Below are 25,923 nucleotides of genomic sequence, written 5' to 3'. Positions count from 1 at the left end.
GTTGGGTGCGCAGGCGGTTATCCGCTTACGCTCAGGGCGTGACGCAGGAGCTGGTGGTGCTGGTGGACGAGCTGGGGCGTGCGGTGGGGACGGAGGCGAAGGCCACCGTTCATCACAGCGCGACGCCGCTGCATCTGGCGTTCTCGAGTTACGTGGTCGACGGCGCCGGCCGGGTGCTGCTGACGCAGCGGGCGCTCAGCAAGCCCACCTGGCCGGGGGTTTGGACCAATAGTTGCTGTGGGCATCCGTTGCCGGGGGAGCCGATCGCGGACGCCGTCGTCCGGCGGCTGTCCGACGAGCTGGGGATCACCGGCGTCGAGACCGAGCTGGTGCTACCCGGTTTCCGGTATCGCGCGGAGATGCCGAACGGAATGGTGGAGAACGAGCTGTGTCCGGTCTTCCGGGTGCGCTGGGAGGGGACGCCGACACCCGCGCCGGCCGAGGTCGAGGCCTACCGGTGGGTCGAGTGGGGCGAGATCCGGGCTGTCGAGGGCCTGTCGCCGTGGGCCGAGTTGCAGCTGGACGAGCTGGACCGGCTCGGCTCGTCGCCGGCTGACTGGCCGCTGGGCGACGAAAACCTGCTGCCGCCGGCGGCCCGCCCCTGATACAACGGTCGGGTCACCAGGAGGGGGAGCGAACATGGTGGAGATCCGGCCGGTCGAATCCGATGCGGACTACGAGGCCTGGCGACAGGTCCGGATTGCCGCGCTCCCGTACGAACGCTGCCCCAGCGTGGCCGAGCTCCGTGCTCAGGAGGCCCCGGGCCGGTTGCTCGTGATCGCCGAGGCCGACGGCCAGGTCGTCGGCCATGGGCTTGCCGACCGTTCGTCGGAGTCCGGTCGCGCGGCGGTGGCGCCCCGCGTCCGGCCGGAGGCCCGGCGGCAAGGCGTCGGTACGGCGCTGCTGCGCGCACTCACCGAGCATGCCCGCGCCCAGGGCCACACCGTCGCCGGGACGACGGTCGACGACGACGGATCGTTCGCGTTCGCGGAGCGGTTCGGGTTCACGGAGTCCGGGCGGCAGGTCGAGCAGGTCCGGGCGATCGGCGCCGAGCCGAGCCCGCCCGCGCCGACGGCGTACGAGATCGTGTCGGTCGCCGAGCGGCCCGAGCTGTGGGCGCGGGCGTACGACCAGGTCGCCGTCCCGACCTTCCCGGATATGGCCACCCGGTCCCCGCTCCAGGTGACGGCCGAGGAGTGGGCGACGGAGTGGATCAACGATCCGGCGGCGATGTTCGTCGCACTCGACGGCGCCGACGTCATCGGGGTCGCCGGGCTGATGATCGACACCGATCAGCCGCAGCGCGCCGAGGTTGCCTACACCGCCGTCCGCCGGAGCTGGCGTGGCAAGGGCGTCGCCGCGACGCTGAAGCGGACGAGTATGGCCTGGGCCGCGCAGAACGGCATCACCGAGATCTACACCTGGACGCAGGAGGGCAACGCCGACATGCGCCGCCTGAACGAGCATCTCGGCTTCCGGTACGGCATCGTCAGTATCGACGTCCGCGCGGAGCTACCCCTGCAGTTCGCGGAGTAGATCGGCGCCCGCCCAGGCCCGGCGCTTCGTCTCGGCGGCCCGGATCAGCTCGACCAGCCGCGCGTTGACCGGCGCCGTCCGCCCGAGCGACTCCGCGAGCCGCACGACCTCGCCGTTCAGGTAGTCGATCTCCGTCGGCCGGCCGGCTTCGAGGTCGTCCCACATCGACGATCGGGCCAACGGATCGATCGCGAGCATCGGCGCCGCCAGCCGCCGGAACAAGAAGTCGGGCAGCCGCAACACGCTCGGCAGCCGCTGCATCGGAACCCGCAGAATCTGCGCCGGCTCGATCTCGGCGCCGGCCAGCAAGGTCAGCGCCTCCGCTTGCGCCGCGGCGAAGCACCGCCGGAACGCACGCTGCGACAACTCGTCCCGCAGCGGGATGTCGGACAGCGCGTTGACCGGGTTGTTCAGATTCAGCAAGAGCTTCGACCACTGCACCGGCAGGATGTCGTCGTGCTGCTGCAACGGCAGCCCCGCCAAGATGAACGCATCCTCGTACGCCGCCAGCGCGTCGTGAGTCTGGACGTCGAGCAACCCCTCCGTCCCCTGGTGGAAGTGCCCGTCCCCGCGGTTCACCACATTGAACGGAACCATCCCGGTCACCACGGTCTGTTCGGCCAACCGCGCCCGGAGCAGCTCCCCGTTCCGGATCCCGTTCTGGAAGCTCACCACCACAGCCCCTGGCTTGAGCACCCCGGCCAGCTCGTCGGCCGCCGTCGCCGTAGCGGCCGACTTCACCGTGACCAGCACCAGGTCGGCGTCCGCCGTGGCGTCCGGCGTCGTCTCGTACCGCAGGTCCGTGGCCGAGACTCCCAGTGAGGCACCCAGGTAGTCGGTCAGCCGAAGCCCGTGCTCGGCCAGGACGGCGGCCGTCCGCGGCCGGCCCACGAACGTCACGCCGGCCCCGCCCGCGGCCAGCCGGCCGCCGACATAACACCCGATTCCACCCGCGCCGTACACCGCGATCTTCACGCGAACGAACACTAATGCAGCCGGACGCGCGGATCGAGTACGGCGTACGCGACGTCGACCAGCAGGTTCGCGATCACCACCGCGACCGACGCGAACAAGACGATACCGATGATCACCGGCAGATCCTGCTGGTTGATCGCGGTGACCGCGGTCTTGCCGAGCCCGGGCAGGCTGAACACGGTCTCGATCACGACGACGCCGCCGATCAGCTGCCCGAGATCGATCCCGAACTGGGTGACCACCGGGGTGAGCGCGCTGCGCAACCCGTGCCGGACGATCACCCGGCGCTCGCGGATCCCCTTCGACCGCGCCGTCCGGATGTCGTCCTCGCCGAGAGTACAAGAAGTACAGCAGCAGCAACCCGAGCAGGAACGACGGGAACGAGTAGAAGAACAACGCGAACAGCGTCAGCCCGCGATCGGCCAGGGAGCGGGGATGTGTCGCCGAGACGACGCCGTTGAACACCCCGAGACTGAGCCAGAGGACGGCGGCGCCGATCGCCAGTGAGACCGTGATCGGCAGCGCCTGCCCGATGATCGTGGTCACCGGGACCTGGTGGTAGTAGTCGTAGCCGAGGTCGCCCTGGACGGCGTTCGTGAGGAAGTTCAGGTACTGCTTCCAGATCGGCAGGTCGAGCCCGAGCCGGTGCTGGATCAGCGCGATCGTCTCGGGGGTCGCCTGCCGGCCGGCCGGCGTCTGCGCAACGTTGCTCGGGGCAACGAAGAACAGGCGAAGACGGCGATCGAGATCAGCCACAGGACGAGCAGCCCGTGGCCCAGGCGGCGGAGCAGGAACAGTGCCATCTCAGGTCCGATCTGCGCGCGGGTCGAAGGCGTCCCGGACCCCGTCGCCGAACAGGTTGAACGCCAGGGTCGTGATCAGCAGGGCCAGACCGGGGAACAGGATGAACCACCAGTACTTCAGCGACTCGATCGGGGCGGGGGAGAAGGCGGGTAGCGTCAGCATGTCGACGAAGTAGCCGGCGGGCTGGGTGAGGTGGAAGACGACCGTGCTGTCGTCCTTGGCCTCGACGCCGGGCAGCGGGGTCTTGTCCAGGTAGTCCTGGATGCCGGCGACGGTCTTGGGCGCCTTCGCGAAACCGGCGGCGAACTGGTTGTAGCCGACCAGCAGGTCGGCGAAGTCGGGGCTGCCGCCGAACGGCTGGACCGGGTTCGCCGTCCGCTTGACGCCGCGGACGACGTCCGCCGCGGTGACCTGGCGGGCGAGGACTTCCGGGCCCGGCCGGAACCCGGGGGCAACGAAGCGTCAAGGAGTTGTCACATGGCGTGCGGGGCGGATGTTGCGGATTCATGACAGCCGTAATCGGCGTCCGGACCGGTGGTGCGCGACACTGGTGGGGTGGCACACAGCCTGTTGCTGGTCGACGACGAGCCCCGCATCCGCCGGGTACTGCGGCTCGCCCTGGAAGACGAGGGCTACGAGGTCGCCGAGGCGGCCAACGGGATCGACGCGCTGACCGCGCTCCGGCGCCAGCCGCCGGACGTCGTCCTGCTGGACATCATGCTGCCCGACCGGGACGGGTTCACCGTCTGCCGGGAGATCCGCCGGGCGAGCGACGTACCGGTGATCATGGTGACCGCGCGGACGGACAGCCACGACGTCGTGGCCGGGCTGGAGGCGGGCGCGGACGACTACGTGACCAAGCCGCTGGTGGCCAAGGAGCTGTCGGCGCGGATCCGGGCGTTGCTGCGCCGGGTCGAGCCGGCCAACGCGCGGCAGCCCGACGTCCTGGTGGTCGGTGACCTGACCATCGACATCCCCGGGGCCGAGGTGAAGCGCGGCGACGAGGCGCTGCCGCTGACGCGAACCGAGTTCAAGCTGCTCGCCGAGCTGGCCGGCGCCGAGAGCCGGGTGCTGTCCCGGGAGCAGCTGTTGTCGAAGGTGTGGGGTTACGGCTACTTCGGGGACAGCCGGATCGTCGACGTCCACATCCGGCGGCTGCGGCTGAAGATCGAGCACGACCCCGCGAATCCGCAGTACCTCGTCACGGCCCGCGGCCTGGGCTATCGCTTGGTCGGCTAGTGGGCCGGTTCGGACTGCTCGGCAGGGCGAGCCTGCGGGGGCGGGTGATGATCGCGTACGGGCTGCTCGCGCTCGGGTTGTCGTCGGTGCTCGCCGTCGTCACCTGGAACATCGTCTCCAAGTACCTGACCGAGGAGCGCGAGACGTCGGCGTGGGTGCAGACGAAGGACAACGCGGCGGCGTTCCGGTTCGGGATCTACGGGTCGCCGACGTCGTGTATGCCGGTCCGCGAGCGGTCGGACTGCGGCGTCATCCAGGCCCGGCCCGGCGTCAGCGTGATGTCGCTGCTCAGCACGCTGCCGTCGACGGACTCGGCGGCTTCGATGGTCTACTTCGACAACGAGTGGTACTCGCTGTCCGGGCGGCCGGAGGATCTGCCGCCGGAGTTGATCGCTCTGGTCCGCGGCGGGACGGCGGGTGACGCGCGGCTGACCGTCAACGGGCAGCGGGTGCTCGCAGTCGGCGTACCGGTCAGCAGGCCGGGGGAGGCGTTCTTCGAGTGGCATCCGCTGACGCAGCTGGACGACACGCTGCGGACGCTGAAGATCACGCTGGTCGCGGCGGCGATCGCGACCGCGCTGATCGGGCTCGCGGTCGGGCGGCTGGCCAGCACGCTCGCGCTGCGCCCGCTGGCCGAGCTGACCAAGGTCGCGGACGCCGTGTCCCGCGGCCGGCTCGATGCGCGCCTCGACGCCGAGAACGACCGGGACCTCGGCGGCCTCGCACGGTCGTTCAACCAGACCGCCGCGAACCTGGAGCGCCGGGTCGAGGCGGACGCGCGGTTCGCCGGCGACGTCAGCCATGAGCTGCGGACGCCGCTGATGACGATGCTGAACTCGATGCAGCTGATCCAGAACCACCGCGACGAGCTGCCCGAGCCGGTCCGCGAGCCGGTCGACCTGCTCGGGGACGACCTCGAACGCTTCCGCCGGCTCGTCATCGACCTGCTGGAGATCTCCCGCGACGACGGTGGCGACCGCGGCAGCCGCGAGATCGTCCGGATCGCGGACCTGGTCCGCGCCGCCGCCGACGCCACCGCCGGCCGCCCCGTCACCACCGTCGCCCCCGGCGCCGAACTCCTCACCATGCAAGCCGACAAACGCCGCCTCGAACGTGTCGTGGCCAACCTCGTCGAGAACGCCGAAGACCACGCCGGCGGCTGCAAAGGCGTCACCGTCGCCCCCGGCGGCCTCGGCGTCGTGATCACCGTCGACGACGCCGGCCCCGGCATCGCCCCCGAAGACCACGACCGCATCTTCGAACGCTTCGCCCGCACCGAGTCCTCCTCCCGAGGCCGCGGCGTAGGCCTGGGCCTGGCCATCGTCGCCCGCCACGTCCAATGGCACCAAGGCGCCATCCACCTAACCACCCGCCCCACCGGCGGCGCCCGCTTCACCATCGACCTCCCCGCCCATTAATTCGGCTGACGGGGTTCTTGGTTGGGCCTAGGGTGGGCACATGGCTATTCGCCTCTGTGCTTAGGTCCGCGACCCGCTTCCGCAGAAGGAGTGTGTCCGCTTACCATCACAGAGAGTTACAGTCATGATCACCGTTAGTGGTGTGGATCTTCGTGTCGGGGCCCGGTTGTTGCTGGGTGGGGTGGCGTTTCAGGTGGGGCCGGGGGACCGGGTGGGGCTGGTCGGGCGTAATGGGGCCGGGAAGACGACGTTGTTGCGGGCGCTGGCGGGGGAAGAGCGGCCGGCGGCGGGGAGTGTGACGGCGGTCGGGTCGGTGGGGTATCTGCCGCAGGACCCGCGAGCCGCCGACCCGGGGACGACGGTCACCGATCGGATCTTGTCGGCGCGCGGGCTGGACACCGCCGTCCGGGATCTGCGCCGGGCCGAGGCGACGATGAGTACGGCGTCCGGTGCCGCGCAGGAGCGGGCGATGGCGGCGTACGCGCGGGCCGAGGCGCGGTTCCAGGCGGGCGGCGGGTATGCGGCCGAGGCCGAGGCGGCACGGCTCGCGGGTGGGGTCGGGTTGCCGGTGCGGGCGCTGGAGCAGCCGGTCGGGGAGCTGTCCGGCGGGCAGCGGCGGCGGGTCGAGCTGGCCCGGATCCTGTTCGCGCAGCACGACACGCTGCTGCTCGACGAGCCGACCAACCACCTGGACGCCGACTCCGTGGTCTGGCTGCGGTCGTTCCTGCTCGGGTACCCGGGCGGTCTGATCGTGATCAGCCACGACCGTGAGTTGCTCAAGGCAACGGTCAACCGGGTCTTCCACCTCGATCCGCAGCGGTCGGCGATCGACGTCCACAACACCGGCTGGACGAAGTACCTGCAGCAGCTCGAGCTGGACGAACGCCGCCGGACCCGCGAACGCAACACCGCGGAGCGCAAGGCGTCGGTCCTGCACGCGCAGGCGCGGAAGATGCAGGCCGGCTCGAACACCGCGGTCGCCGCCCGCAACATGGCCCGCCGCGCCGACCAGCTGCTCGCCGGTCTGGAGCCGACCCGGCGGGCCGAGCGGGTGGCGAAGATCCGGCTGCCCGAGCCGGCGCCGTCCGGGAAGACCCCGCTGACCGCCCGCGGCCTGCGCAAGGCGTACGGCGGTCTGCAGGTGCTCGACGGCGTCGACCTCGCGATCGATCGGGGTAGCCGCGTCGTCGTCCTCGGCCTGAACGGCGCGGGTAAGACGACCCTGCTCCGGCTGCTCGCCGGGCGGGAGCAGCCGGACGCCGGTCAGGTCGTGCCGGGCCACGGGCTCCGGCTCGGGTACTTCGCCCAGGAGCACGACACCCTCGATCTGGCCGGCACCGTCCGGCAGAACCTGGCCGCCGTGGCCCCCGGCCTCACCGACGGCGAGGTGCGCAACGTGCTGGGCTCGTTCCTGTTCAGCGGCGACGACGTCGACAAACCGGCCGGCGTCCTCTCCGGCGGCGAGAAGACCCGCCTGGCGCTGGCCGGGCTGGTCCACTCCGGCGCCAACGTCCTGCTTCTCGACGAGCCCACCAACAACCTCGACCCGGCCTCCCGCGACGAGGTCCTCGGTGCCGTCGGCAACTACCCCGGCGCCACCGTCATGGTCACCCACGACGAAGGCGCCATCGAGGCCCTCCGCCCCGACCGCGTCCTCATCCTGCCCGACGCCGACGAAGACCTCTGGTCCGACGACTATCTCTCCCTGGTCTCCCTCGCCTGACGCACCGCATCCAGCAACAGATCGAGGTGACCGCGATGCTGCGCGGTCTCCTCGATCATGTGCAGGTACACCCAGCGCAGACTCACGTCCTGATCCCCGAACGACGGACGCCGGGCCCGGTAGTCCAGCCCGAACCGCCCCGCCACCTCACGACTCCGTCGGCACGCCGTCACATACAACTCCCGCAACTCCGCCACCGTCTGCTCACCGGCCGAGTGCCACTCCCAGTCCACATCCTGGTCGAACGGCGCCGACCGCCACGGCTCCGCACTCGGCACATCGAGCAACTTCCGGCTGAACCACAGATCCTCGACCGCCGACAGATGTTTCACCACCCCGCCGACCGTCATATCCGTCGCCGGCAACACCCGCGCCGCCGCCTCCGCATCCGACACCCCGTCGAGCGCCCTCAACACCCGCCCCCGATGAAAATCGAGAAACTGCTCCAGCGAGGCCCGCTCGTCAGCGTTCGTCTCGGGATAGCTCATCGGTCCAGTGTGACGGTGGCGGTGAGGATTCGGTGGTCGGAGCAGGGACCGGCGCAGGATTGGGCGATGGCGAGGGAGTCGGCGGAGTAGGGGCCGGCCAGGTGGTTCTTGCGGACGAAGATCAGGTCGATCTTGGCGGCCTGGTTGCAGGCGCCGGAGGTGTTGTTCTCGGTGGTGGCTTCGCCGTAGCCGGGGCAGTTGGCGTCGGTGTCGTCCAGCTCGCGGTAGTTGCCGCGGTTCTGGCCGTTGTGGTCGGTGGTGAGGGCGGCGTCGTAGTACTTGTCGAGCCGCGCCCAGCTCGGCTGGGCGTTGAAGTCGCCCGCGACGAGCGTGGTGTCGCCGTTGGCGTTGTGCTGCTCGAGCGTGGCCAGCACTTTGTCGAGCTGCGCGACGTTCGTGCTGTACGGCGTCACGTGGACGGCGCAGACCCGCAGCTTCGGCCGCGCGACCAGCGGAGCGCACAACAGCTTCCGCTGCTCGACCGTCTCGTCCTGCGGCAGCAACACACTCGACGCCGTCCCGAGCGGGAGCCTGCTGAAGATCGCCTCCCCGAAGGCCTGCCCGTTGCAGACCGTCTCGCGCTGCGCGGCGAACCGGGAGAAGTTCGTCGAATCCTGCGGCCACCCGGTGGCCGCGAGCCGCCGCTGGATCTCCTTGTACTGCTGCCGGCACACCTCGGTCAGGACGACGAAGTCCGCATCCCGGGCCTGGATCGACGAGACCGCCCCGCTCACCATCCCGGTCGAGATCGACGCCTTGTTCATCACCCAGCCCGAAACGTTCCAGCTCCACACCTTGTACGTCGTCCCGGCAGCGCTCGCCGGGGTGATCGAACCGAGTAACAGGCCGAGGGCGATCAGCACTCCGGCGACACGACGCATGTGATTCTCCTCAGGGGCGGTGGAGGTTGCGACGGATCTTACGTTACCCTCGACATATGAACAGTTCTGCAGATGTGCAGGGTCTCGACGAATGTGCGGTGCGGCTTGTCGATCCGGAGCGCGTGGCCAGTGTCAACGACCGGATGCCGGCCGAGGACGCGATCGTCGACACCGCTGACGTGTTCAGCCTGCTCGGCGACCCACGGCGGCTGAAGTTGCTGGTCGCGTTGCTGGACGGCGAGTTGTGCGTCTGCGATCTGGCGGCGGTGACGGGGCTGAGCGAGTCCGCGACGTCGCATGCGCTGCGGCTCCTCCGCGCGCATCGCGTGGTGGCGGCCCGGCGGGACGGGCGGAACGCGTTCTACCGGCTGGACGACGCCCACGTGCGAATGCTGGTCGACCTGGCGGTCGCCCACACCGAGCACACCGACGCGATTCACCCGGAGCGCTGACATGGGCGAAGCAGGACACGGGCACGGCCACGGGCACGCGGTCAGCTCGGAGGCGGACCGGAAGCTGTTGAGCGGGGCGCTGGTGCTGATCGTCGGGTTCATGCTGGCCGAGGTGGTGGTCGGGTTCGCGGCCGGGTCGCTGGCCCTGATCACGGACGCCGCGCACATGCTGACCGACGCGATCGCGATCGTGCTCGCGCTGGTGGCGATCCGGCTGGCCGCCAAACCGCCGGTCGGCGGGTTCACCTACGGGTTCAAACGGGTCGAGATCCTGTCCGCCCAGGCGAACGGGATCACGCTGCTGCTGCTCGCGGCGTTCTTCGTGTACGAGGCGATCAACCGGATGATCCACCCGCCGGAGGTGAAGGGCGCGCTGGTGCTGATCACCGGCGTCGTCGGTATCGTGGTGAATCTGATCGCGACCTGGCTGATCAGCAAGGCGAATCGCTCCAGCCTGAACGTCGAGGGCGCCTTCCAGCACATCCTGAACGACCTGTTCGCGTTCATCGCGACCGCGATCGCCGGTCTGGTCGTGCTGCTCACCGGCTTCGCCCGGGCCGACGCGATCGCCGCGCTCGTGGTCGCCGCGCTGATGCTGAAGGCCGGCGTCGCGCTGGTTCGCGACTCGGGCCGGATCTTCCTCGAGGCGGCCCCGGCCACGATCGACCCGCAGGCGCTGGGCGCCGAGCTGTGCGCGATCGACGGCGTCGTCGAGGTGCACGACCTGCACGTCTGGGAGATCACCTCGGGTGAGCCCGCGGCGTCCGCGCACATCCTGGTCGCCGAGGGTCTCGACTGTCACCAGATCCGGGTCCGGATCGAGGAGCTGCTGGCCGAGCGGCACGGGCTGACGCACTCGACGCTCCAGGTCGACCACGCCAGCGACGACGACATCGCCGCACACTGCTCGGACGCGCACGGCACCGTGCACCGCGCGATCACAGCCGCTGGACGAGGACCTGACCTGGCCAGTCCGGGGCATTGACCCGGGTGACGACGAAGGCGGCGTCCCGAGTGAACCCCTGGGACTCGTAGTACCGGACGAGTGCCCCGTCGTTCCCGCCGAAGCAGTCGACGCGGACGAGGCTGATCCCGGCCTCCCGCGCCAGCTGCCGCGCGTGGTCGAGCAGGACGCCGCCGATACCCGACCCGGCCGCCTCCCGATCGGTGACGAGCAGCCGCACGTACACCTCGGGCTCGTCGACCGGCGGGACGGGCGGCTGCGCGGGCCCGATCGCGAGCGCTCCGACGACGCGGCCGGCGTCCTCGGCGATCCAGAGCTGCCGCTCGGCGGCGAACCCGGTGATCTGGTTGATCCGGCGTTCGCTGGTCGAATGCGGCTCGGTGCCCCACTGGTCGGTGCGCCCGCGGGCCACCAGCCATTCGGTCGCCTTGTCGAGCAGGGCCAGCACGGCCGGTACGTCGTCCCCGCCGCCGGGCCGGATCGTCATTTCCACAGTGGCCAGAATAGTTCCCGGAAAAGTTCACCGTACGATGTCGAAATCGGTCCGTCGGTCTCTACCAACAGGTGTAGAGAGGAGCTCACCGTGAGCACACACAAGCTGGACAAGACCTTCACCGCGCCCCTGCTGCAGAGCGACGCCAAGGGCGGCTGGACCTACCTGCAGATGCCCGGCTCGGCCGAGTACTTCGGCACCCGCGGGCTGGTCAAGGTCAGCGGCACGATGGATGGCCACCCGTTCGAGAGCTCGTTCATGGCGCTCGGTGACGGAACCCACAAACTCCCGGTGAAGGCCGAACTCCGCGCTTTGCTGGCCAAAAACCCTGGTGACGAGATCACCGTGCACCTCACGGAGCGACGCTGACCAGGTGGCGGTCGTCACAGAACGTCATGTTCTGAGTAAGGACTGTGTGAAGAATCAGTGCTGACGGCCGCCTCGACTGGGGATCATCCGGCCCGGACCGTAAGTTCGGATCGGGTGGTCCGTCGAGATGGGGAGTGAACGAAGTGCAACGGGGCTCAGCAAGCGTGCCGTCGGCATGCCCGCAGTCACCGGGGTGGGTGTCATGACGATTCTCAACAAAGTGCTGGGCGCGGTCGGCGTGGTGTTGTTACTCGCCGGTGTGGCGCTCGGATTCCGCTCGGTCTCGTCCAGCGGCGCCAACTGCGGCTCCGCCTTCCGGACGGCGGCCGGCATCACACCCATGACCTGCGACAGCGCCCTGAACAGCGCCGGCACCCTGGTCACCGTCGTGATCGGCATCGGCGTCGTCTTCCTGGCCGCCGCCTTCACCGTCACCCGCCTCCAGGCCCGCACCGGCAGCTGAGTGCGCGTCGAGCCCTTCCAGCTGAGCGTGCCGGCCGCCGAGCTGACCGACCTCCGGGCCCGGCTCGACCTGGTCCGTTGGCCGATTCGCGTGCGCTCGTCGACGACATGCGGGCCTTCTTCGCCGGACAGTTGTTCACCCTAGGATAGGTAGTGACAACTCAGGGGCAGCTAGAACAAACTGGCTGTTGCCAAGTTACGAAAGCTGGGGAGATTTCGTAACTGGTCAGTGTTGAACGCAACGTTCGCCAGGGGGGCGGGGAACGGTGATCCGAGTATTGCTCGGGCATCGTGGCGCATTGCTGAGGGGAGCATTGGCCACGGTGTTCGCTACTGAGGACGATCTACAAGTCGTGGCCGTGCTGGACCATGCGGACGACGTCATACCGGCGTCCGCGCGGGAGCGGCCGCATGTGCTGGTGCTGGACGCTTGCTTGCCTGGGGTCGGGATCGAGACCCTGGCCCGGCGGTCGCCGTCCAGTGGGGTGCTGGTGCTGATGGATCGCGAGCTGTCGGCGGCCGCGAGTCTGCGGCTGGTTCGGCAGGCGCCGCGGGTCGGGCTGATCGCGACCGACGCCTCGCCGGAGGATCTGGTGACCGCCATCCGCGACATCGCCGACGGTCGGCCGGTGCTCGACCCGCACCTGGCGCTGGCCGCGTTGCGGGTCGGCGACAACCCGCTGACCGAGCGCGAGTGCGAGGTGCTCCGGCTGGTGACGACCGGCGCGACTGCGCAGGAGGTCGCCCGCAAGCTCTGCCTGAGCGCGGGAACGGTGCGCAACTACCTGTCCCGGATCCTCGCCAAGACCCAGGCGCGGACCCGGATCGAGGCCATCCGCAAAGCCGAGCGAGCCGGCTGGATCTGAGCGTCGTAGGGTGGCCGGTATGGGTTTCACCGGGTTCCCGGCGGCGGCGCTGGACTTCTACGACGACCTCGAGATGGACAACAGCAAGACCTTCTGGACGGAGCGCAAACACGTCTACGAGGAGTCGGTCCGGGCGCCGATGGTCGCGCTGCTGGCCGAGCTCGAGCCCGAGTTCGGCACGGCCAAGGTCTTCCGCCCGTACCGCGACGTCCGGTTCGCGCGTGACAAGACGCCGTACAAGACCCATCAGGGCGCGTTCATCGATCTCGCGCCGGCCACCGGCTGGTACGTCGAGGTCGCGGCGCCCGGCGTCCGGGTGGCGGCCGGGTTCTACGAGGCGAGCTCGGAGCGGCTGGCCCGGGTCCGGACGGCGATCGACGACAGCCGCCGGGGCAAGCAGCTCGAAGCGCTGCTGGCCGAGCTGACCGCGGCCGGCTGGTCGGTCGGCGGCGATCGGCTGAAGACGACGCCGCGTGGGTACGCCGCGGACCACCCGCGGATCGAGTTGTTGCGGCACAAGTCCCTCACGGTCACCAAGTCGTACGGGTTCGAGCCGGTGATCCACACGGCCGAGCTGGCCGCCGAGATCCGCGCCGACTGGAAGTCCACCCAGCCGCTGCTGACCTGGCTCACCGACAACAGCTGACGGCCGTGTCGAGCCGGTCGCGCGGAGTGACGCGCCTCACCGACTGAACCAAATGACGAATTTGGTCATTTAGGCTATTTTCGAGATATGACCACGACATCGGAACGGCAGCGCCGGGCACTGGTTGTTGGGCTCGGCATCAGCGGCACCTCCACAGCACTCGCCCTGCTCCGCGCCGGCTGGACGCCGGTTCTGGTCGAGAAAGCGCCGCAACGGCGCTCGGGCGGGTACTTCGTCGGCCTGTTCGGCGCGGGGAAGTCCGCGGCCGCGCGGCTCGGCATCCTGGACGCCCTGCACGACCGGACGGCGTACGACGGCCGCAACTACGACAGCGATCGCTTCGGCGCCTGGCGCGCCGGGCTGGGTTTCCGGGACATCCCCGGTGAGCCGTGGCTGATGCTGCGCGGCGACGTCGAACGGGCCGCGTTCGAGGCATTACCCGCGGACGTCGAGATCCGGTACTCGACCGTGCCGACGAATATTGCTCAGGACGCCGATGGCGTGGACGTCACCCTGGCGAACACCGCCGACGGCAGCGAGGTCACCGAGCGGTTCGACCTGGTGGTCGGCGCGGACGGGCTGCGCTCGACGGTCCGGCGGCTCGCGTTCGGGCCGGACGAGCGGTACCTGCATCGGCTGAACTACATCATCGCGGCGTTCCAGTTGCCCGGCGGCCTGGGCAGGCTCCCGCTGCACGACGGCCTCACGTTGCTGGAGCCCGACCGCTCGCTCTGGGTGTTCCCGTTCGCCGACCACGCGCCGACCGTCTTGATCGGCTACCAGACCGACGATGTGGACGCCGAGTTCACCGAGCCGCCCGCCGTCCGGGTCCGCAAAGCGTTCGGGCCGGAGCCGACCGGCGACATGCTCGGCGCCGCGCTCGAAGCGCTGGAGGCGACCGACGAGCTGCTGTTCGACTCGGTCGAGCAGGTGCACATGGATCAATGGCACAACGGACGCGTCGTCCTGGTCGGCGACTCGGCCTGGTGCGTCACGCTCTACGCCGGGATGGGCGCCTCGGCCGGGCTCGCCGGCGCCGACCTGCTCGGCACGATGATCGGCCGGTACGGCGACGTCGTCCAGGCGCTCACCGAGTGGGATCGGCAGCTGCGGCCGCATATGGGCTACTACCAGCAGCTCGGGTTCGAGCAGACCGCGATCTTCACGCCGAACCGCAAGCAGATCAACCTCCGGCGGATCCTGATGCGGGCGATGGCGATGCCGGTCAGCTCGCAGGTGCTGAAGTTCGTGCGGACGCACAACAGGTCCGGCCGGATGAAGGACCTGGACATCGCCCGGGCATAATCGCAAGGCCGGTGCGACAGGAGGACGACGATGGCGGTACTTGCCGAACAGGAATCCGGGAGCGCGGCGCGCATTCTCGGCGCGGCCCGGGAGCTGGTGCTCAAACGCGGGGTCAAGGGGCTCACGGTCGCGGAGATCGCGGACCGGGCACATGTTGCCAAGGGCACCATTTATCTGCACTGGAGCACCCGCGAGGACCTGCTCGTCGGGCTCTTCGGCCGCGACTTCCTGGCCGAACACGACGAGTTGGCCGAGCTGCTCACCGCCGACCCCGACGTCGCCCGCCCCAGCCGTCTGCTGCCCTTGCTGGTCCAGGCCACGATCGACCACCCGTTCATCCGGGCGCTGCAGTCCGAGGACGACGACCTGCTCGGCGTCCTCACCCAACACCCGCGCAGCGCCAAACTGCTGGAGAACCTCGGCCCGGCCGCGCTGCTGCGCGTCGCCCTGCCGGTCTGGCGCCGACACCATCTCGCCCGGACGGACTGGTCGTTCGACGACCAGGCCTACGCCCTGCAGGCGCTGCTCCTCGGCTTCCTGAACACCGCCGTCGAACGCCGTGCCCTGGCGATCATCTCCGTCGACGAACCCGCCCAAGTCATCTCCGCCGCCGTCACCGCCCTACTCGGCCCCGAACAACCCGGCCCGGGCGACATTCAGGCAACCGCCGACGCCGCCCTGGCCGAGCTCGCCGTCCGGCGCGCAGCACTCCTGGAATCCATCGCCAAATCAGACTGAGGAGACAACCTTGCCCAGCACCCGATCTGTCCGGCTGAACGGTCTCGACATCCACCTCGCTGAGCAAGGCAGCAGCACCGACCCACTCGTCGTTCTCCTGCACGGCTTCCCGGAGACGTCGTACTCCTGGCGGCACCAGCTCGACGCCCTCGCCGCCGCCGGCTACCGCGTCGTCGCACCGGACCAGCGCGGGTACGGCGCCAGCGACCGCCCGGCCGCGATCGACCAGTACTCGATCTTCCACCTCGTCGGCGACGTCGTCGCGCTCATCCGCGAGCTGGGATCGGAGCAAGCCGTGGTGGTCGGCCACGACTGGGGCTCGATCGTTGCATGGAACACGGCGCTGCTCCGACCGGACGTCGTCCGCGGCGTGGTCGGTATCAGCGTGCCGCCCTGGCCGCGCGGCGCGCTGCCCCCGCTCACCGTCACCGAGCAGCGCTTCGGCCCGGACTTCTACCAGAACTACTTCCAGGAGCCCGGCGTCGCCGATGCCGAGCTCGAGAAGGACATCGCCAGCACGTTGCGCCGCGTCTACGCCGGAGTCCCCGATCCGGATCCGGCGCCGGGCTTCGCCGGCCGCTTCCTCGAGCCGACGCAACTACCGGCCTGGCTGACCGAGCAGGACCTGGCCGTCTTCGTCGACCAGTTCACCGCGAGCGGCTTCACCGGCGGCCTGAACTACTACCGCAACCTCGACCGCAACTGGGAGCAGACCGCAGCCTGGCAGGACGCCCCGATCACCCCGCCGTCCCTGTACATCAGCGGCCTGGACGACGCCGTCCGCACGATGTATCCCCTGGACGACGCGGCCCGCGCCGTCGTCCCGAACTTGCGCGCGGCCATCGACGTCCCGAACTGCGGCCACTGGACCCAGCAAGAACAGCCGGCCGTCGTCAACGCGGCCCTGCTCGACTTCCTCCGCGAGCTCTAAGCGGCGTCGCGCAACACGATCAGCGGCCGCCCGGTCAGCCGCTCGACGAACATCCGCCAGGCCAGCGCATCCCCTTGAGCCTGCAGATGCCCCAGGTGCGGCACAGCGACCGCGATCGCCCCCGGGTTCTCCAACTCGGTCCGCACGATGGTCGCCAACCCGTCCGGCACGCCTTCGTGAATCCCCGGCGCCTCGACCACGATGGCCCCCACCTGAAAGCCGCCGTCCCGCGCCGCATCGTCCAGCGCCTCACTCACGTCGATCCAGTCCTGGATGTCGCGAGTAAGCGATCCGTGCACATAACAGTGCAGCGTCACCGTCGCCGACCCGATAGCTCCCATAAGTCGACAGTACGGAGCGTAAGGACTGTCGTACCATACGAACTTGGGGGCCCGGATCGACGCTTATGCGACTCATTCGCCCTTTCCTGTACCCATAAGCGCCTGAAAACGAGAGGTTGTGGATAAGTGCCGAGACCCGCGGGGCTGCCCACGGTGCGGTTGCGGCGGGTGGCGGCGGAGCTGCGGGAATTGCGGGACGGCGCGGGGTTGAGTCGTGAGCAGGTGCAGGAGCGGGTGGGGGTTGGCGCGGGGGTGCTGGCGCGGATCGAGCAGGGGCGAGCGAAGCCGGCGGGTGGGGTGCTGGAGGCTTTGTTCGAGGCGTACGACGTACCGGCGGGGCGCCGGGGTGAGTTGCTCGAGCTGGTGCGGGGTGCGAAGCGGCCGGGGTGGCTTCGGCAGTACGAGCGAGTGACGGAGACGTTGTCCGACGGATACCTGACGTACGTCGGGTTCGAGGCCGAGGCGAAGGCGTTGCACAGCTATCAGCCGCTGCTGGTGCCGGGGCTGCTGCAGACCGAGGAGTACGCCGCCGCGACGATCGAGAACGGTTTGACGATCACGGCCGAGGCGGTAGAGCTCCGGGTACGGACGCGGCTGGAGCGGCAGGCTAATTTGGTGGCGCGGGGGAGTGGTGAGCCGCTGCAGTTTTGGGCGGTTGTCGACGAGGCTGTGCTGCGGCGGGCCGTGGGTGGGGCGGCGGTGATGCGGCGGCAGTTGGAGCGTCTGTTGGAGGAGGCCGAGCGGCCCAATGTGACGCTGCAGGTGATTCCGTTCCATACCGGGGCGTACCCAGGTATGGTCGGCTCCTTCGTTCGGCTGGTCTTCGGCGGTGCCGTGCCTGACCTGGTCTACGAAGAGCGGGTCGGGACCGATCTCTTCCTCGAGTTGGAGGCTGAGCTCGATCGGTACGGCGACGTCTTCGACAAGCTCCGGGTCGAGGCGCTGAGCCCGCGGGACAGCAGCACGTTCATCAGCACCATCCTTGCCGAGAGGTCGTGACCGAGTGCCCAGACCGTCTGGTCCGCCGACTGTTCGGTTGCGCCTGCTGGCAGCCGAGCTGCAGGAGCTGCGGAGCGCGGCGCGGCTGACCCGCGAACAGGTCGAGGAGCAGGCCGGCGTCAATCAGGGCACGCTGTGGCGGATCGAGAAGGCGCAGGCCAAACCGCACAACGGGACGCTCGAGGCGCTATTCGAGCTGTACGGCGTGCCGGCGGAGCGGCGCACCGAGCTGCTGGAGCTGGCGCAGGCCGCGAAGACGCCGGGGTGGTCGCACACCGGGCCGCAACAAGTGCACGATGCCGGGTACGCGGCGTACGTCGCGTTCGAGTCCCAGGCCAAGGCGATGCACAACTACGAGTCGATCTACGTGCCGGGGTTGTTGCAGACCGAGGAGTACGCCCGGGCCTCGATGGTCGACGGCCCGCCGATGGAGCGTGCGGTGATCGATGCCCGCGTGCGGATCCGCACGGAGCGGCAGGCGGTGCTCAGCCGCCAGGGGGATGGCGTCGAGCCGCTGCAGTTCTGGGCGGTGATGGACGAGGCGTTGCTGCATCGCGAGGTCGGCGACCGATCGGTCCTGCGCCGGCAGTTGCAGAAGCTCATCGACGAAGCCGACCGGCCGAACGTGACGCTGCAGGTGATTCCGTTCAGCAAAGGCGCCTACCCGTGGATGAACGGCGGCTTCGTTCGCTTCGTGTTCGGTAGCGCGGCGCCCGACCTCATCTACGAGGAGCGCCTCGGCGGCTCGGTGTTCATGGAGCGCGAGGAGGAGGTCGACCGGTACGGCTTCGTCTTCGATCAGCTCCGCGCCCGGGCGCTCAGCCCCCGCGACACGATCGCCTTCATCGCGAAGCTGATGACGAGCTAGCTCAGAGTTCGAAGTCGCGGCGGATGCCGGCGAGGATGTCGCGCGTCCGGTTCGGCGGCGGGGCCGCGACGCAGAGGGCCTCCATCGTCGCGGTGTAGTGGTCGACGTCGTCCTGTTTGTCGAGGTAGAGCGCGCTGGTCAGGTGCTCGATGTAGACGACGTCGGCGAGATCCTGCTCGGGGAAGCGCAGGATGCTGTACGCGCCGCCGGACGCCGCGTGCCCACCGGCGGCGAAGCCGATCACCTGGAGGGTGACGTTCGACAGCTGGCTCATCTCGATCAGGTGGTCGAGCTGCATCATCGCTGTCTTGACGCCGCCGATCGGACGCCGCAGAACGGCCTCGTCGATGACGGCCCAGAGCCGGACCGGCGACGGCTTGGTCAGGATCTCCTGCCGGCTGACCCGCAGGCTGACGCGGCGCTCGACCTCTTCGGCCGCGATCATGCCGCGGCCGAGCTGGACGACGGCGCGGATGTACTCCGGGGTCTGCAGCAGACCGGGGACGAACTGCAGCTCACAGGTACGGATCAGCGCGGCGGCCGACTCGAGACCGAGATAGGAGTTGAACCAGCTCGGCAGCACGTCGCCGAAGCGGTGCCACCAGCCGGGGTTGTTCGCCTCGCGGGCCAGCGCCAGCAGCCGCTCGCGCTCGTCCCCGTCGTCCAGGCCGTAGAGCGTGAGCAGGTCGCGGACGTCGCGCTCCTTGAAGCCGACGCGGCCGAGCTCCATCCGGCTGACCTTGGACTCCGACGAACGGATCTCCCACCCGGCGTCCGACCGGCTGATTCCGGCGGCCTCACGCATCCGGCGCAGGTGCGCTCCGAGGATGATGCGAAGCGCTGTCGGTCCGCTTTGCGCGCCCGACTCGGTCACACTCACCTCCGGCCCCCAGTGGCTCTGTCCTGCCGATCTCTCCCCTGCAGGCAGACATCATCGCACGCCCGCCCCCGAATCTGCCGAAGTTCTTACATAAGCCACGCGATTCGGCAACGAACGTGACTCACGGTGAGAAACACTCCACGAGTGCCGTCTCATTTGTCAAGACAAAGCGGAGCGATCTGATCTCGGCGAACGGTGTTCGAAAGGCCTTCCCGGGACCGGTTTCAGGCGTGAGTGGCCCGATCTTGGTCTCGAAACGGAAAACGTGCGGATGCACGTGCATCGGGCGCTTGCATTCGCAGCGTGCCGACGCCATAGTTGATTCATGCACAGAAGGTGAGCTGAATCTCGCGAAACGTGACATCGCGAGATCCGGCAGGCCGGTCCTACAGATCGCTGGCGTCCTGGATGCCGGCATGACTGGTTGGGGAACCCGAGTCGATGAGCGACTACGACAGTGAGGCAGCAGAACACACCGCCACCACGAGCGGCCGTGCGCCTGACGAGCTGACCGAGCGGGAGATCCAGGAGCTGGTGGCGCGCTGCCCCGAGCAGCAGCGCTGGGCCTTCGAAGGCTGGCTGCGCGGCGTTCGTCAGCTGGACGGCGATCCGATCGTGAGCACGGCATGAGTCCCGACCGAGGAGGACGGAAAATGGTACGCATCTGGCTGGGTGACCACCTGATCGCGGAGTACCTGGCCGACCCCGACCGGGCCTCGCGCTACCAGCGGGTGATGACGCCCAAGTTCACCGGGCTGCGGATCACCGTCGACAACAGCGCCACCGGTAAGGCCTCCGAGCTCCCGTCGAGTGAGCAGCTCTGGCCGCTGACCGTGCAGTAGGACGTAGTAAGACAGAGAAGCCTCTCTGGTAACACCGAAGGCCGGCCCTCCCTCCGAGGGCCGGCCTTCGACGTTGTGCGGCCGGTGTCGACTGCTCAAGACATGCAAACAGCTCAAGACATGGAAAAGGGCCCCTTCGTCACTCGCCTGGCGAAGGGGCCCTGGCTTTCCGGTTGAGGCGCCGGAAGTCTGTTTCAGACCAGGGAATCGAAGTCCCCGTCGTGAACGCCGCCCAGGAACGCCTCGATCTCCGCCTTGGTGAACACCAGCGCCGGACCATCGGTGTGACGCGAGTTCCGCATCGCCACGCCGCCGCCCGGCAGCTTCGCCACCTCAACGCAGTTGCCGCTCGGGTTGCTCCGCTGGCTCTTGAACCAGGCCAGATCGGAGTTCGAGTCGCCTGGCATGCCGTTGTAGATAGCAGTCATCAGCTGCACCTCTCGTAGTGCCTCGGACGTTCGTCCTCGGCATATGCACGTGCATTTGGGATTGCATTTGCATCGTACATGTTCCAGGGGTTCGTGTCTGCTCCATCACCACCTGTGATCGAAAGCGGGTGAAACAAGCGTTGGATGGGGTGCTTCGTCGCGGATGGTGAGCGGATGGTGAGCGGATCTTCCGGTTCCCCGGAGCGGTGCATGTGATCGCGGAGGTTGGGTACGGGCGGGGGGCAGGCATGACCGTGGTTCAGCTCCGAGCTACGCCGTGACGACAGTCGCGAGGTCATCCGAATGAAGAACAGCAGCGCCGTACGTACTCCGATGCAGTGCACGACCGCGGCCGATCGGGCCGCCCGCGAGACGGCCACCCGGGAGCTGATGGAAGCCCGGGCCGCCAGCACCGACGAGACCGAGCGCCAAGAGCTGCTCGAACAGGTCGTCGAGCTCAATCTGGAGATGGCGCGCGGGATCGCCCGCCGTTTCCGCGGCCGGGGGGCCGAGGCCGACGATCTGGAACAGGTCGCCTACCTCGGGCTGGTCAAGGCCGCGCACCACTACCGCCTGGAGGCGGATACGCCGTTCATCGGCTTCGCCATCCCGACCATCCGCGGTGAGGTCAAGCGGTACTTCCGCGACTGCGCGTGGACGGTGCGGATCCCGCGCCGGTTGCAGGAGATGCAGGGCACGATCGCCGGCAAGCTCCCCGAGCTGGAGCAGGAGCTGAACCGGGAGCCGACGCCGGCCGAGCTGGCCGCGCATCTGGAGGTCGAGGTGACCGAGGTCGAGCAGGCGATGGCGGCCAAGGGCTGCTTCAACGTCCTGTCTCTGGACCGCCCGGCCGAGACGGACGCCGATCTCACGCTCGCCGACGTGGTCGCGGACTCCGACGACACCAGCATCGACCAGCTCGAGACGGTCGAGATGCTGCAGCCGGTGCTCTCCGACCTCAACGACCGCGAACGCCGCATCCTGCACCTGCGGTTCGTCGAGGGCTGGACCCAGTCCGAGATCGGCAAGGACATCGGCGTCAGCCAGATGCAGGTCTCCCGCGTGCTCCGCAAAACCCTCGACGCCCTCCGCGACAAACTCGCGCCGCTGCCCGCGGCGGCGTGAACCAGCGCTCGGGGCGGTACGGCGTACCGGTGGGCCGCCCCGGCGCCGGTACGCCGATCCTGCCGTCGAGACTCCGCCCATGACCCGACTCGCCTGTGCTCGTTTGTCTCTGCGGGTGCCGGTGACCGGCACAATGAGGGTTGACAAGCGGATGGAGTCGGTGGGTTGGCGTTCCAGATGTTCAGGACGGTACCGGCGGACGCGGTCGCCATCGTGCGGGCGTACCCGCCGATGGTGGTGTGCTTCGCCGCCGCGCTGACCGGGACGGCGCTGGTCTTCGATGTCTTCTACCTGGTCGCGAGCCCGGGTCTCGCGCTGGCGCTGGTCTATACGGTGCCGGTGCTGGCCGGGCTGATCGCCGGCCTGGTCGCCGCGGCGGACGACGTCGGCCTGGAGCGCCGGGTGCTGCTGCACACGGTCGCCGCGGCCGTCGTCCTCGGGATCACCAACGCGATCGTCGTCGCGATGCTGGCGGCCATGAGCCGGACCGGCCCGTCGGACTGGGCGGACGGCGGTCAGGCGGTGCTCTTCGCGGCCTGCTCGATCTTCGCGATCGCCGGCTCGATCAACATCTGCCGCCGGCTGATCGATGCGCTCGGCATCGAACTCCGCACCAAGCTGCCCCGGCGCGAGGCCCAGCCCGCGCCTGCGGTCGCCGTCACCCCCGTCAGCAAGGAGTCCGCCGCCCGCGCCGAGACTCCGCCGCCCCCGCCACCACCCCCAGCGGCGGAGGAAGAGCAGACCGTACCGATCTTCGTCCCCCCGCCGCCGAAGGTCGTCGACCTGGACGAGGCCCGCACGGTCAGCCCGTCCTCCGGCGGGCATGCGTCCGCGCGCTCCCGGCGGACGTCGTCCCGGCGGCCGAACAAGCCGGGCCGCCGTCCGGGCTACTGAGCGCAGGTCTGGTCGTGCACCGGCAGGACGCCGCTCTTCAGGTAAGCGATCACCTTGCCGTCCGCGCACGCGTTGCCGTACTCACCGAAGACCCCGTGCTTCCGCGCGCCCTGCAGGGTCAGCACCCGCGATCCGCTGATGCCCTGCCGCAGGACGGCGGCGTTCGCGTACAGCGTCCGCGGATCGTTCTCGGCGGCAACGATCAGCGCGCGTTCGGCGTTCGCGATCCGGGTCGGCGGCTCCTGCGGCGCGACCGGCCAGAACGCGCACGGCGAGATCCCGCGGGTCAGAGCGCCGAAGTGCGGCTCGGTCGCGCGATGCGCCTGGATGTCGCGCCAGTACACCTGCGGGTCGCGCGGCGCGGCCCGGTCACCACAGGCGATCGCGGTCTGCGCACTGATCAGTTGCGACATCGCAGGCGAGAGCACCGCGTCCAGGAACCCGCCGAGATTCGCATCCGGTTCGACCGGACCATCCACCGCCTTGACCAAGTTATTGATGATCACGGCCGCCTCACCACGACTCTGATCGCGGTCGTCGTTGAGCGACGCCCAGAGCAGGATCGGCAGCAGCCCTTCCCCGACCCGGTGCTTCCCGATCTCCAGCTCGTGCGTGGCAACGTGCCGGTAGAGCCGGTCGATCTTCGCCAGCACCTGCCGCTGCGTCGTCCCGAGCCCGTACGTCGAGTTCCGCGCGGCTGCCCACGTGGCCCAGGCACGCAGGTTGTCCTCGTTGGCCGGCCCGACCTGCCGCACCAGCCGCGGCCCGTACGTGTTCGGGTCGACCGGCCCGTCCAGCACGACCCGATCGGTCCGCCCCGGGAACAGCTGCAGATAGACAGCCCCCAAGTACGACCCGTACGAGTACCCGAGGTACGAGATCTTCCGCTCGCCGAGCGCACTCCGCACCCGGTCCAGGTCCCGCGCGGTGTTCCTCGTGTTGATGTACGGCAGCATCGACCCAGCCTCCGCCGTACACCGCTGAGCGACGTCGGCCTGGATCGCGACCGATCGCGCGTACGACGCCCGCGTGCTCCCCGCTCCCCACGGCCACGCCGCGAAGGGCAGTTTGCAGTCGACCGGCGTACTGCGGCCGACGGATCGCGGGTCCAATCCGATCAGGTCGTAGTGCTGCCCGACGACCGCCATCACCTCCGGCCGCTCGATCGGCGCGGCCAGGCTCGGGCCGCCAGGCCCGCCGTTGTTGATCACCAGCGCGCCGATCCGCTCCCCGCGAGCCTTCACCCGCGACAGGGCAACCGTGATCTTGCGCCCGTTCGGCCGGCCGTAGTCCAGCGGTACGTCGAGATCGCCGCACTCGGCGCCAGCGGCGTCGAGTGCGGCTCCCTCCTCGTCATGGGCGTCCAACGCGCACTGATGCCATCGGATCGCACCCGCGTCGGGTGCCGCGACGGCCGGCGTACCGGTCGAGGCGCCGAGCAGTGCGAGCGCCAGCAGAATCTTCATCTGTCCCCTCCAGCTTGATGTCACAGCCGACGCTAGGCAGCGCCAAGACGCGCCGCAGTCGACCGAGCACCCCGGAGGGGGTAGAGCCAGCGCTACCCGACGACTGCCCGAACGTGCCACGGGCCGGTGCCCGGAGCATGCTGGGCCGACCAGGTGGCGACGCCGTCCGCGGTGTGCGTCAGTACGACGAGTTTGCTCGCGGAGTCGGCGTACACGACCGGATCGTCGCCCGCGGGGGCCGGAGCGTTGCTGGTCGCGTCGCGGATGATCGTGGCGTGCCACGGGTCCGAGCCGGGCCGGTCCTGCCAGCCGTGCAGGATGCGCTGGTCAGTGGTGCGGACGAAGTACGTCAGCTTGCCGCTGTGGTCGAGGCTGATGGCCGGGTCGCCCGCGAGCTGCACAGTCTCGACGCCGTCCGTGTCTGTCGTCGGCGGGATGACTGTGGACTGCCAGGTGTCCGCACCGGGCGTGGATTGCCAGCCGTGCTGCAGTTGACCGTCCGTGCCGCGGACGAAGTACACCAGCTTGCCCGACACATCGAGCGCGACACTGGGGTTGCCGACCACACCGGACGCCGCCAGCGTGCTCACCACCCACGGACCGGTGCCCGGCGCGGCCTGCCGACCGTAGCGGAGCTGGCCGTCGGCGGTTCGGGCCAGGAAGATGATGCGGCCCTGGACGTCCTGTGCGACGACCGGCTCACCAGCGAGCTGAATCTGCTGGCCACTGCCATCGCGAATGAGCGTTGCGTGCCAGGTCGAGCTACCGGGCTGGTCCTGCCAGCCGTGCAGCAGACGGCCGTCACTGGTCCGGACGAAGTACGTGAGCTTGCCGCGGGCATCGATCGCCGCCGCGGGCCGACCGGCCGGTTCGACGGTCTCGACGCCGTCATGGTCGGTCGTCGGCTCGATGGTTGCCGAGAGCCACGGCCCGGCGCCTGGGGAGCTCTGCCAGCCGGTGCGCAGTTTGCGGTTCGGCGTCCGGGCGAAGTAGTACGCGCGGCCGATCGAGTCGGCCGCGGTCGCGAGCGCCTCGCCCGGTACGACGCCGCCCGGCGGATCGATCGTGCTGACCTCCCAGCTCGGCGCGGCCGGCGCAGTCTGCTGACTCAGCTGGACGCCGCCGTCCGTGGTCGCCTCGAAGCGCTGCAGCCGGCCGGTCACGTCCTGGCCGACCGAGGAGCCCGGGCTCGCCGTCGCGCCGATCACCTTGTTGTACCGGTACGGCGTGAACGTCTTGAAGTAGCTGTTCGACCAGATCCGCTCCTCGGCGATCTTGCCGAAGTCGTACTCCTCCCGGACCTTCGGCCGGGTCCGCGCGGCGTCGGCCCAGCCGACGAACAGGCCGACGTGGTTGACGCCGCCCGACTGCCGCCACAACGCGTCACCCGGTTGCAGGTCGTCGGCGGTGATCCGGTGCATCACCGACGGCAGGCTGCCCGTGTTGAGCGAGCTGCTCAGATGCCAGGCCATCGACAGGAAGCCCGAGCAGTCCCGGCGGTAACTGCCGAACTCGTTGACGTGCGGGCTCGCGGTGTCCTGGCTGTACGGGACCTTGTCCCGGATCCAGGACGCCGATCGGAGCAGGATCTCCTGGCGGGAGAGCGCGCCGTTCGCGACGCTCTGGACCTGGAGCTCGCGAGCCTGGGCGGGGGCCGGCGCGACGAGCGCCGAGCCGAACAACAGGGCAGCGGTGATGAGGAGGCGGATCTTCACCCGGCAGATCCTCGCCCGGCGCCGCTGCGGTGAGAACCTCTTCGAACACCCTCGAAGCGCCCTTCGACGCTGTTC

At 69.4% G+C, this 25,923-nt stretch carries 32 protein-coding genes and 1 pseudogene; 21 read left to right on the top strand and 12 right to left on the bottom strand.

Annotated elements, in window-relative coordinates; all coding sequences use genetic code 11:
- The first annotated feature begins 38 nt into the window (after nucleotides 1-38).
- On the top strand, nucleotides 39-605 hold the full coding sequence (gene idi, locus HPO96_RS06445) for an isopentenyl-diphosphate Delta-isomerase (RefSeq protein WP_171671819.1): 567 nt from the start codon (nucleotides 39-41) through the stop codon (nucleotides 603-605).
- Nucleotides 606-639: 34 nt separating this feature from the next.
- Nucleotides 640-1,536 carry a GNAT family N-acetyltransferase gene (locus HPO96_RS06440; RefSeq protein WP_171671805.1) on the top strand — a complete coding sequence of 299 codons (897 nt, stop codon included), beginning with the start codon at nucleotides 640-642 and terminating at the stop codon, nucleotides 1,534-1,536.
- Here HPO96_RS06440 and HPO96_RS06435 read toward each other — a convergent pair.
- The 4 genes and pseudogenes from HPO96_RS06435 to HPO96_RS37985 all read right to left on the bottom strand — a co-directional run bounded on the left by HPO96_RS06435 (nucleotide 1,513) and on the right by HPO96_RS37985 (nucleotide 3,477).
- Nucleotides 1,513-2,511, bottom strand: coding sequence for a 2-dehydropantoate 2-reductase (locus HPO96_RS06435; RefSeq protein ID WP_171671803.1), 999 nt, complete (start codon nucleotides 2,509-2,511; stop codon nucleotides 1,513-1,515). The genes HPO96_RS06440 and HPO96_RS06435 overlap by 24 nt on opposite strands.
- A gap of 11 nt (nucleotides 2,512-2,522) precedes the next feature.
- Entirely contained in the window at nucleotides 2,523-2,831 is a 309-nt protein-coding gene (locus HPO96_RS37995; RefSeq protein WP_337796546.1) for an ABC transporter permease, read from the bottom strand.
- Nucleotides 2,832-3,069: 238 nt separating this feature from the next.
- A pseudogene (locus HPO96_RS37990) lies at nucleotides 3,070-3,267 on the bottom strand (hypothetical protein); the annotation flags it as partial.
- 48 nt (nucleotides 3,268-3,315) lie between these two features.
- Entirely contained in the window at nucleotides 3,316-3,477 is a 162-nt protein-coding gene (locus tag HPO96_RS37985) for a hypothetical protein (RefSeq protein WP_238354707.1), read from the bottom strand.
- Nucleotides 3,478-3,507: 30 nt separating this feature from the next.
- Between HPO96_RS37985 and HPO96_RS06420 the strand changes: the two genes are divergently transcribed.
- The 4 genes from HPO96_RS06420 (at nucleotide 3,508) to HPO96_RS06405 (ending at nucleotide 7,695) form a co-directional block, all read left to right on the top strand.
- The gene (locus HPO96_RS06420) at nucleotides 3,508-3,825 is read left to right on the top strand and encodes a hypothetical protein (RefSeq protein WP_171671802.1); all 318 of its coding nucleotides are present in this window, start codon (nucleotides 3,508-3,510) and stop codon (nucleotides 3,823-3,825) included.
- A 45-nt stretch (nucleotides 3,826-3,870) separates the two neighbouring features.
- Nucleotides 3,871-4,554: a response regulator gene (locus tag HPO96_RS06415; protein WP_171671800.1), complete on the top strand. Its 684-nt coding sequence runs from the start codon at nucleotides 3,871-3,873 to the stop codon at nucleotides 4,552-4,554.
- 47 nt (nucleotides 4,555-4,601) lie between these two features.
- A complete protein-coding gene (locus HPO96_RS06410; protein WP_171671798.1) occupies nucleotides 4,602-5,972 on the top strand; it encodes a HAMP domain-containing sensor histidine kinase in 1,371 nt (456 codons plus the stop codon).
- Between the two features lie 124 nt (nucleotides 5,973-6,096).
- The gene (locus HPO96_RS06405) at nucleotides 6,097-7,695 is read left to right on the top strand and encodes an ABC-F family ATP-binding cassette domain-containing protein (protein WP_171671797.1); all 1,599 of its coding nucleotides are present in this window, start codon (nucleotides 6,097-6,099) and stop codon (nucleotides 7,693-7,695) included.
- On the opposite strand, the gene HPO96_RS06400 is transcribed toward HPO96_RS06405, so the two are convergent.
- Together HPO96_RS06400 and HPO96_RS06395 are read right to left on the bottom strand one after the other, a co-directional pair.
- Nucleotides 7,668-8,183 (bottom strand): mycothiol transferase, encoded by a 516-nt coding sequence (locus HPO96_RS06400; protein ID WP_171671795.1) that lies wholly within the window; start codon nucleotides 8,181-8,183, stop codon nucleotides 7,668-7,670. The two genes, HPO96_RS06405 and HPO96_RS06400, sit on opposite strands and share 28 nt — an antisense overlap.
- On the bottom strand, nucleotides 8,180-9,064 hold the full coding sequence (locus HPO96_RS06395) for an endonuclease/exonuclease/phosphatase family protein (RefSeq protein WP_171671793.1): 885 nt from the start codon (nucleotides 9,062-9,064) through the stop codon (nucleotides 8,180-8,182). The genes HPO96_RS06400 and HPO96_RS06395 overlap by 4 nt, the downstream gene beginning before the upstream one ends.
- Before the next feature lie 56 nt (nucleotides 9,065-9,120).
- Here HPO96_RS06395 and HPO96_RS06390 point away from each other — a divergent pair, with 56 nt between their 5' ends.
- Nucleotides 9,121-9,516, top strand: coding sequence for an ArsR/SmtB family transcription factor (locus HPO96_RS06390; protein ID WP_171671792.1), 396 nt, complete (start codon nucleotides 9,121-9,123; stop codon nucleotides 9,514-9,516).
- A 1-nt stretch (nucleotide 9,517) separates the two neighbouring features.
- Nucleotides 9,518-10,501 (top strand): cation diffusion facilitator family transporter, encoded by a 984-nt coding sequence (locus tag HPO96_RS06385; protein ID WP_171671790.1) that lies wholly within the window; start codon nucleotides 9,518-9,520, stop codon nucleotides 10,499-10,501.
- On the opposite strand, the gene HPO96_RS06380 is transcribed toward HPO96_RS06385, so the two are convergent.
- Nucleotides 10,455-10,967 (bottom strand): GNAT family N-acetyltransferase, encoded by a 513-nt coding sequence (locus HPO96_RS06380; protein ID WP_171672422.1) that lies wholly within the window; start codon nucleotides 10,965-10,967, stop codon nucleotides 10,455-10,457. The genes HPO96_RS06385 and HPO96_RS06380 overlap by 47 nt on opposite strands.
- 96 nt (nucleotides 10,968-11,063) lie before the next feature.
- Between HPO96_RS06380 and HPO96_RS06375 the strand changes: the two genes are divergently transcribed.
- The 7 genes from HPO96_RS06375 to HPO96_RS06345 all read left to right on the top strand — a co-directional run bounded on the left by HPO96_RS06375 (nucleotide 11,064) and on the right by HPO96_RS06345 (nucleotide 16,290).
- Nucleotides 11,064-11,342 (top strand): DUF1905 domain-containing protein, encoded by a 279-nt coding sequence (locus tag HPO96_RS06375; protein ID WP_171671788.1) that lies wholly within the window; start codon nucleotides 11,064-11,066, stop codon nucleotides 11,340-11,342.
- Nucleotides 11,343-11,544: 202 nt separating this feature from the next.
- Nucleotides 11,545-11,805, top strand: coding sequence for a hypothetical protein (locus tag HPO96_RS06370; RefSeq protein ID WP_238354706.1), 261 nt, complete (start codon nucleotides 11,545-11,547; stop codon nucleotides 11,803-11,805).
- A gap of 322 nt (nucleotides 11,806-12,127) precedes the next feature.
- Nucleotides 12,128-12,670, top strand: coding sequence for a response regulator transcription factor (locus HPO96_RS06365; RefSeq protein WP_337796519.1), 543 nt, complete (start codon nucleotides 12,128-12,130; stop codon nucleotides 12,668-12,670).
- A 19-nt stretch (nucleotides 12,671-12,689) separates the two neighbouring features.
- On the top strand, nucleotides 12,690-13,316 hold the full coding sequence (locus tag HPO96_RS06360) for a DUF2461 domain-containing protein (protein ID WP_171671783.1): 627 nt from the start codon (nucleotides 12,690-12,692) through the stop codon (nucleotides 13,314-13,316).
- A gap of 87 nt (nucleotides 13,317-13,403) precedes the next feature.
- Nucleotides 13,404-14,621 (top strand): FAD-dependent monooxygenase, encoded by a 1,218-nt coding sequence (locus tag HPO96_RS06355; protein WP_171671781.1) that lies wholly within the window; start codon nucleotides 13,404-13,406, stop codon nucleotides 14,619-14,621.
- A gap of 30 nt (nucleotides 14,622-14,651) precedes the next feature.
- The gene (locus HPO96_RS06350) at nucleotides 14,652-15,359 is read left to right on the top strand and encodes a TetR/AcrR family transcriptional regulator (RefSeq protein WP_171671779.1); all 708 of its coding nucleotides are present in this window, start codon (nucleotides 14,652-14,654) and stop codon (nucleotides 15,357-15,359) included.
- 10 nt (nucleotides 15,360-15,369) lie between these two features.
- Complete coding sequence (locus HPO96_RS06345) at nucleotides 15,370-16,290, top strand: alpha/beta fold hydrolase (RefSeq protein WP_171671777.1); 921 nt, start codon at nucleotides 15,370-15,372, stop codon at nucleotides 16,288-16,290.
- Here HPO96_RS06345 and HPO96_RS06340 read toward each other — a convergent pair.
- Entirely contained in the window at nucleotides 16,287-16,631 is a 345-nt protein-coding gene (locus HPO96_RS06340) for a hypothetical protein (RefSeq protein ID WP_171671775.1), read from the bottom strand. The two genes, HPO96_RS06345 and HPO96_RS06340, sit on opposite strands and share 4 nt — an antisense overlap.
- 126 nt (nucleotides 16,632-16,757) lie before the next feature.
- On the opposite strand from HPO96_RS06340, the gene HPO96_RS06335 reads away from it, so the two are divergent.
- The gene (locus HPO96_RS06335; RefSeq protein ID WP_171671774.1) at nucleotides 16,758-17,630 is read left to right on the top strand and encodes a helix-turn-helix domain-containing protein; all 873 of its coding nucleotides are present in this window, start codon (nucleotides 16,758-16,760) and stop codon (nucleotides 17,628-17,630) included.
- A 4-nt stretch (nucleotides 17,631-17,634) separates the two neighbouring features.
- A complete protein-coding gene (locus HPO96_RS06330; protein ID WP_171671772.1) occupies nucleotides 17,635-18,498 on the top strand; it encodes a Scr1 family TA system antitoxin-like transcriptional regulator in 864 nt (287 codons plus the stop codon).
- Between the two features lies 1 nt (nucleotide 18,499).
- Here the strand turns inward: HPO96_RS06330 and HPO96_RS06325 are convergent, their stop codons facing one another.
- Nucleotides 18,500-19,372, bottom strand: a complete 873-nt coding sequence (locus HPO96_RS06325) for a Scr1 family TA system antitoxin-like transcriptional regulator (protein WP_171671770.1) — start codon at nucleotides 19,370-19,372, stop codon at nucleotides 18,500-18,502.
- Between the two features lie 447 nt (nucleotides 19,373-19,819).
- Here HPO96_RS06325 and HPO96_RS06320 point away from each other — a divergent pair, with 447 nt between their 5' ends.
- A complete protein-coding gene (locus tag HPO96_RS06320) occupies nucleotides 19,820-20,008 on the top strand; it encodes a hypothetical protein (RefSeq protein ID WP_171671768.1) in 189 nt (62 codons plus the stop codon).
- A gap of 23 nt (nucleotides 20,009-20,031) precedes the next feature.
- The gene (locus HPO96_RS06315) at nucleotides 20,032-20,220 is read left to right on the top strand and encodes a hypothetical protein (RefSeq protein ID WP_171671767.1); all 189 of its coding nucleotides are present in this window, start codon (nucleotides 20,032-20,034) and stop codon (nucleotides 20,218-20,220) included.
- A 194-nt stretch (nucleotides 20,221-20,414) separates the two neighbouring features.
- Here HPO96_RS06315 and HPO96_RS06310 read toward each other — a convergent pair whose 3' ends face one another.
- Entirely contained in the window at nucleotides 20,415-20,648 is a 234-nt protein-coding gene (locus HPO96_RS06310; RefSeq protein ID WP_171671765.1) for a DUF397 domain-containing protein, read from the bottom strand.
- Nucleotides 20,649-20,951: 303 nt separating this feature from the next.
- On the opposite strand from HPO96_RS06310, the gene HPO96_RS06305 reads away from it, so the two are divergent.
- Together HPO96_RS06305 and HPO96_RS06300 are read left to right on the top strand one after the other, a co-directional pair.
- Nucleotides 20,952-21,773, top strand: coding sequence for a SigB/SigF/SigG family RNA polymerase sigma factor (locus tag HPO96_RS06305; RefSeq protein ID WP_171671763.1), 822 nt, complete (start codon nucleotides 20,952-20,954; stop codon nucleotides 21,771-21,773).
- A 177-nt stretch (nucleotides 21,774-21,950) separates the two neighbouring features.
- Nucleotides 21,951-22,667 (top strand): hypothetical protein, encoded by a 717-nt coding sequence (locus HPO96_RS06300; protein WP_171671762.1) that lies wholly within the window; start codon nucleotides 21,951-21,953, stop codon nucleotides 22,665-22,667.
- On the opposite strand, the gene HPO96_RS06295 is transcribed toward HPO96_RS06300, so the two are convergent.
- Both HPO96_RS06295 and HPO96_RS06290 read right to left on the bottom strand, forming a co-directional pair.
- Nucleotides 22,661-24,133, bottom strand: a complete 1,473-nt coding sequence (locus tag HPO96_RS06295; protein ID WP_171671760.1) for an alpha/beta fold hydrolase — start codon at nucleotides 24,131-24,133, stop codon at nucleotides 22,661-22,663. The genes HPO96_RS06300 and HPO96_RS06295 overlap by 7 nt on opposite strands.
- Nucleotides 24,134-24,225: 92 nt before the next feature.
- The gene (locus HPO96_RS06290) at nucleotides 24,226-25,848 is read right to left on the bottom strand and encodes a PLL family lectin (RefSeq protein ID WP_171671758.1); all 1,623 of its coding nucleotides are present in this window, start codon (nucleotides 25,846-25,848) and stop codon (nucleotides 24,226-24,228) included.
- Between the last annotated feature and the right edge of the window lie 75 nt (nucleotides 25,849-25,923).

Origin of the sequence: Kribbella sandramycini (assembly GCF_013131805.1) — a bacterium.
Taxonomy (GTDB): Bacteria; Actinomycetota; Actinomycetes; order Propionibacteriales; family Kribbellaceae; genus Kribbella; species Kribbella sandramycini.
Note: the sequence above shows the minus strand (reverse complement) of the source record. Positions and strands in the feature narration are given on the sequence as shown.

Excerpts from the sequence above, each read along its gene's own strand:
- HPO96_RS06340 (WP_171671775.1), bottom strand. The coding sequence starts at position 16,631 with ATGGGAGCTATCGGGTCGGCGACGGTGACGCTGCACTGTTATGTGCAC.
- HPO96_RS06320 (WP_171671768.1), top strand. The coding sequence starts at position 19,820 with ATGAGCGACTACGACAGTGAGGCAGCAGAACACACCGCCACCACGAGC.
- HPO96_RS06295 (WP_171671760.1), bottom strand. The coding sequence starts at position 24,133 with ATGAAGATTCTGCTGGCGCTCGCACTGCTCGGCGCCTCGACCGGTACG.
- HPO96_RS06400 (WP_171671795.1), bottom strand. The coding sequence starts at position 8,183 with ATGAGCTATCCCGAGACGAACGCTGACGAGCGGGCCTCGCTGGAGCAG.
- HPO96_RS06405 (WP_171671797.1), top strand. The coding sequence starts at position 6,097 with ATGATCACCGTTAGTGGTGTGGATCTTCGTGTCGGGGCCCGGTTGTTG.
- HPO96_RS06315 (WP_171671767.1), top strand. The coding sequence starts at position 20,032 with ATGGTACGCATCTGGCTGGGTGACCACCTGATCGCGGAGTACCTGGCC.
- HPO96_RS06390 (WP_171671792.1), top strand. The coding sequence starts at position 9,121 with ATGAACAGTTCTGCAGATGTGCAGGGTCTCGACGAATGTGCGGTGCGG.
- HPO96_RS06355 (WP_171671781.1), top strand. The coding sequence starts at position 13,404 with ATGACCACGACATCGGAACGGCAGCGCCGGGCACTGGTTGTTGGGCTC.
- HPO96_RS37985 (WP_238354707.1), bottom strand. The coding sequence starts at position 3,477 with ATGCTGACGCTACCCGCCTTCTCCCCCGCCCCGATCGAGTCGCTGAAG.
- HPO96_RS06410 (WP_171671798.1), top strand. The coding sequence starts at position 4,602 with ATGATCGCGTACGGGCTGCTCGCGCTCGGGTTGTCGTCGGTGCTCGCC.
- HPO96_RS06350 (WP_171671779.1), top strand. The coding sequence starts at position 14,652 with ATGGCGGTACTTGCCGAACAGGAATCCGGGAGCGCGGCGCGCATTCTC.
- HPO96_RS06300 (WP_171671762.1), top strand. The coding sequence starts at position 21,951 with ATGTTCAGGACGGTACCGGCGGACGCGGTCGCCATCGTGCGGGCGTAC.
- HPO96_RS06440 (WP_171671805.1), top strand. The coding sequence starts at position 640 with ATGGTGGAGATCCGGCCGGTCGAATCCGATGCGGACTACGAGGCCTGG.
- HPO96_RS06360 (WP_171671783.1), top strand. The coding sequence starts at position 12,690 with ATGGGTTTCACCGGGTTCCCGGCGGCGGCGCTGGACTTCTACGACGAC.
- HPO96_RS06380 (WP_171672422.1), bottom strand. The coding sequence starts at position 10,967 with ATGACGATCCGGCCCGGCGGCGGGGACGACGTACCGGCCGTGCTGGCC.
- HPO96_RS06385 (WP_171671790.1), top strand. The coding sequence starts at position 9,518 with ATGGGCGAAGCAGGACACGGGCACGGCCACGGGCACGCGGTCAGCTCG.
- HPO96_RS06395 (WP_171671793.1), bottom strand. The coding sequence starts at position 9,064 with ATGCGTCGTGTCGCCGGAGTGCTGATCGCCCTCGGCCTGTTACTCGGT.
- HPO96_RS06305 (WP_171671763.1), top strand. The coding sequence starts at position 20,952 with ATGAAGAACAGCAGCGCCGTACGTACTCCGATGCAGTGCACGACCGCG.
- HPO96_RS06370 (WP_238354706.1), top strand. The coding sequence starts at position 11,545 with ATGACGATTCTCAACAAAGTGCTGGGCGCGGTCGGCGTGGTGTTGTTA.
- HPO96_RS06310 (WP_171671765.1), bottom strand. The coding sequence starts at position 20,648 with ATGACTGCTATCTACAACGGCATGCCAGGCGACTCGAACTCCGATCTG.